The 4107-nt window shown below is 73.9% G+C and carries 3 protein-coding genes; all 3 read right to left on the reverse strand.

Going from position 1 to position 4107, the window contains the following annotated elements:
• A partial coding sequence (locus HY68_RS09790; protein ID WP_241778518.1) for an acyl-CoA oxidase occupies positions 1 to 1682 on the reverse strand: 1682 nt, incomplete at its 3' end.
• Positions 1683 to 1925: 243 nt separating this feature from the next.
• Positions 1926 to 3212 (reverse strand): beta-ketoacyl-[acyl-carrier-protein] synthase family protein, encoded by a 1287-nt coding sequence (locus tag HY68_RS09795; protein ID WP_241778519.1) that lies wholly within the window; start codon positions 3210 to 3212, stop codon positions 1926 to 1928.
• A partial coding sequence (locus tag HY68_RS09800; RefSeq protein WP_078863513.1) for a beta-ketoacyl-ACP synthase 3 occupies positions 3209 to 4107 on the reverse strand: 899 nt, incomplete at its 5' end. The genes HY68_RS09800 and HY68_RS09795, both read right to left, overlap by 4 nt.

Genomic DNA, 4107 nt, shown 5'->3' on the forward strand with positions numbered 1-4107 from the left:
GCGACCGCCTCGGCGGCCCGCCGGTACGCGTGTGCCTCGACGGCCCGCAGGGCGGCGCCGGACGCGGCGTTCCAGCGGGCGACGGGGTCGCCGTGCGGTACGCCGCCCATCCGGGCGCGGGCGCGGGACAGCCACATCTCCTCGACCTCGCCGAGGAGTTCGGTGAGGTAGCTGGTGTCACGGAGATGGCCGGTGTCCCGGAGACGGCCCGTGTCGCTGTAGGCGCCGGAGCCCGCGAGGTCCGTCCGCGCCGGGCCCGCGGTCTCCGTCCCCGCCGGGCCCCCGGCGGCGAACAGCATCTCCGCCGCCGCCTTCGTGTAGATCGCGACGTTGTCACCCTCGGCCGTGATGGCGCCCTCGATGCCGGCCATCAGGTCCGTCATGCCGTTGGTCTCCAACAGCCCCTGCGCACCGCAGCGTTCGCGGCACTCCAGGATGATGTCCCTGGCCTGCCAGGTGATCCAGCCCTTCGCGACGGCGACCAGCCGCTCCGCCTCGGCCTTCGTCTTCTCGGTGTGCGACTCCCACGCGGCGAGGGCCGTACGGTGCAGCAGGGTCATCGCGAAGACCGTCGCCAGCGCCTCGACCAGCGGGCCGTGGTGCGTGCGGTGCGCGATGACGGGGATCCGGTCCGCCGCCCGCGAGCCGCTGATCAGCCGGTTCCCGCCGTACCGCACGGCGAGCGCCAGCGTCGTCCGCGCCGAGCCGACGGCGCAGGCGCTCATCGAGAGCTTGCCCGGGGTAACCCGCCCGATGGAGGCCAGGAACCGTCGGCGGCGGTTGCGCTGCGCGCTGCTGAACCCGCCGTCCGCGCCGAGCCGGCCCTGGGCTCCGCCGAGCAGCGCGTCACGGCCGACGAAGACGTGGTCGAACGAGGTCAGACAGTGGTCGACAGGGCTGCCGATACGTGGCGGCAGCCGCCGTACCCGTACGCCCGGCAGTGCCCGTACGGCGTCGGTCAGCGGCGTCAGGAAGAGGAAGACCCCGTGGTCGGTGCCGTCCACCAGCAGCCGGGCCGCGACGACGCCGCTCTTGGGGCCGCCGGCCGGGCTGGTGTTGGGCATGAACTTCTGCGCACCCGCGTGCGGGGTGTGCAGCACGAATCCGGCCCGCTCGCGGTCGTACGTGGCTGTGGTCTCGACGGCCGCCGCGTCGTTGCCGTGCGCCACCTCCGTACAGAGGAAGGTGCCGACGCGGCGCAGCGTCAGGAAGTCCGTCAGATCACGGCCGCCCGGCGCGTCGCCTACCCCGCCGTCGTGGTCCAGCAGGCTGCCGAGGAACAGGTTGTAGTGGATTCCGGCGACCGTCGTGAAGGCCGGATCGACCGGGCCCAGCCACTCGTGGAGCGCGGCGAGGCCCCGGGGGTCGGCGGCCAGCGCCGCCGGGCTGTCGAGGGTGTCATTGACGGTGCGCAGCCGCGCGTACGCACGCGAAAGGCGCTCCTGGGGCGAGGCGCCAGGACTGCCGGGTGCGGCCATTTGGCGGAACGATTCTGCGGCGGCGATCCTGCGCCACGGTGCGTGCTCGCGGTGGAAGTCCGTACCGAACAGCACGTCGGTCAGCCGGGCGACGACAGGTCCGGCGACAGGTCCGGAGACAGGTCCGGACAGAGGTCCGGAGACAGCGCCCGGGGCTGAGCCGAGGCCGGGGCGGGACGGGCCCACGGCGGTGTTGTTGATCATCACGGTCACGCGAGGAGAACGACAGGGAATCGCTGAAGAAACGACACTTCAGCACTCCCGCGCGTGAAACATTCGTTCGGCCGTATACCTCGTCCACTTGGGTGTCGACCACCCGGATCAGCGGTTTCACCCCGCCGTTCGGCGCAGCGGAACGCAGAACACAGCGAACACAGCGCGGAACACGGAACACGGCGGAGCACCCGGCCGGCGACCTCGCCCGGCCGGGTGCCACGACAAGAGACCTCAGGCGCGGCGGAACGCCAGCGCCACGTTGTGCCCGCCGAAACCGAACGAGTGGCTGACCGCCGTCTCCACCCGCTGCCGCCTCGGCTGCTTGACCACGAGGTCGAGATCGTCGGCGATGTCGATGTCCGGCGCGTCCAGGTTGGCGATCGGCGGGACGACACCGTGCTGGAGCGTCAGCACCGTCGCCACCGCCTCGATCGCCCCTGCCGCCGCCAGCGTGTGTCCCACCACGCCCTTGGCGGCCGTGACCGGCGGCCGGTGCGGGAAGACCCGGCTGATCAGCGCCGCCTCCATCGCGTCGTTGAGCGGGGTCGACGTGCCGTGCGCGTTGACGTGTTCCACGTCGTACGCGTTCCAGCCCGCCTCCCCCAGCGCCGCCTCGACGGCCGCCTGCGCGCCACGGCCCGTCGGCTCGGGAGCCGTCGGGTGGTACGCGTCGGTGCTCGCCCCCGCGCCTGCCAGCAGCGCGCGCGGCGCCCGGCCGCGGGCCAGCGCCGCCGACTCCCGTTCCAGTACGAGCATGGCGGCGCCCTCGCCGATCACGAACCCGTCGCGGTCGGCGGCGAAGGGCCGCGAGGCGCCCGCCGGGTCGTCCGTACGCCGGGACAGCGCGCCGAGCCGTGCGAAGGCCGTCACCACCAGCGGCGTCAGTACGGACTCGGCGCCGCCCGCCACGACCAGGTCGCACTGGCCGGTCGCCAGCAGGTCCTTGGCGGCGGCGATGGCCGTCGCCCCGGAGGCGCAGGCCGTGGCCGGTGCCAGGCTGGGGCCCTGGGCCTTGAGCGCGATGGCGACCTCGCCCGCCGCCGCGTTCGGGATCATCATCGGCACCAGCAGCGGGGAGACCGCGTCAGGCCCCTGCTCGTGCAGCTTCAGCGCGTTGTCGACGAGTACGGAGACGCCGCCGACCCCGACGCCCAGCACCACGCCGACCCGGCTGCCGTCCCAGGTCTTCGGGTCGAGTCCGGCGTCGGCCACCGCCTGGCGCGCCGCGATCAGCGCCAGCTTCACGAACCGGGCCATCCGCCAGCCGGACCGGCCGCCGACCGCAGCGTCCACATCGAAGCCACCGGTACCGCCGCTGCCGCCGCTGCCGTCACGACCTCCGCCGCCCGTGCCCCCGACCGCGCAGCCGAAGTCCACCGGCTGCCCCGCCAGTTCGGGCAGCCGGGAGGCGACCGAGCGCCCGGCGCACAGGCCCTGCCAGAAGGACTCCTCGTCGGCGCCTGCCGGGGTCACCACGCCCACCCCGGTCACCGCCACCGAGCCGGCTGTTTTCGTCACGATGATTCGTTCCTTTCGTCGTTCTGAGCGAGGTCGTTCTCAGCGATGTCGTCCTGAGCGGTGTCGTTCTCTGCGACATCGCTCTGGGGCGCGGGCGCGGGCCAGCGCAGCGCCGCCGAGCCCCAGGTGAGACCGCCGCCGAAGGCCGTGAGCAGAACCCGGTCGCCGGTGTGGAACCGGCCCCGGCCCGCCGCGTCGGCCAGGGCGAGCGGGATGGACGCGGCGCCGGTGTTGGCGACCCGGTCGAGATGGATGACGCAGCGCTCCGCCGCGATACCGACCCGGTCGGCGACGGAGCGCAGGATCCGGGCGTTGGCCTGGTGGGGTACGAAGTGGTCGACGTCCGACGCCGCCCAGCCGACCTCGTCCAGCAGGGAGCGGCAGGAGCCGGTCATCCGCTCGACGGCGTGCTGATAGACGGCGCGGCCCTGCATCCGGAAGAACTCGTCGCCCGCCGGGGGCGGTTCGGCCGTAACCGCAGAGCGAGCCCGGGAGCGGGCGCCGCCGCCCGGCACGGTGATCAGGTCGTATCCCGTGCCGTCGCTGCCGAGGTCGAAGGCGAGCAGCTCGCCGGGATCGCCGGTCCGGCCGGCCGCGACCAGCGCGGCTCCCGCGCCGTCGCCGAACACCACACCGGAGGAACGGTCCTGCGGATCGAGCCAGGCCGAGTAGACGTCGGCGCCGACGAGCAGCACCCGCTCGAAGAGGCCGGAGACCACCAGGCCCTGGCAGACGGCGAGTCCGTAGACGAAACCGCTGCACACCGCCGCGATGTCGAGGGCGGGGGCGGTGCCGAGGCCGAGCCGGGCGGCGAGCGCGGGCGCGGTGGCCGGGCAGAGGTGGTCGGGGGTGGCGGTGGCGAGCACGACGGCGTCCACCGGCCGTCCCGCCGCCG

It is taken from the genome of Streptomyces sp. AcH 505 (assembly GCF_000818175.1).
Classification (GTDB): Bacteria; Actinomycetota; Actinomycetes; order Streptomycetales; family Streptomycetaceae; genus Streptomyces.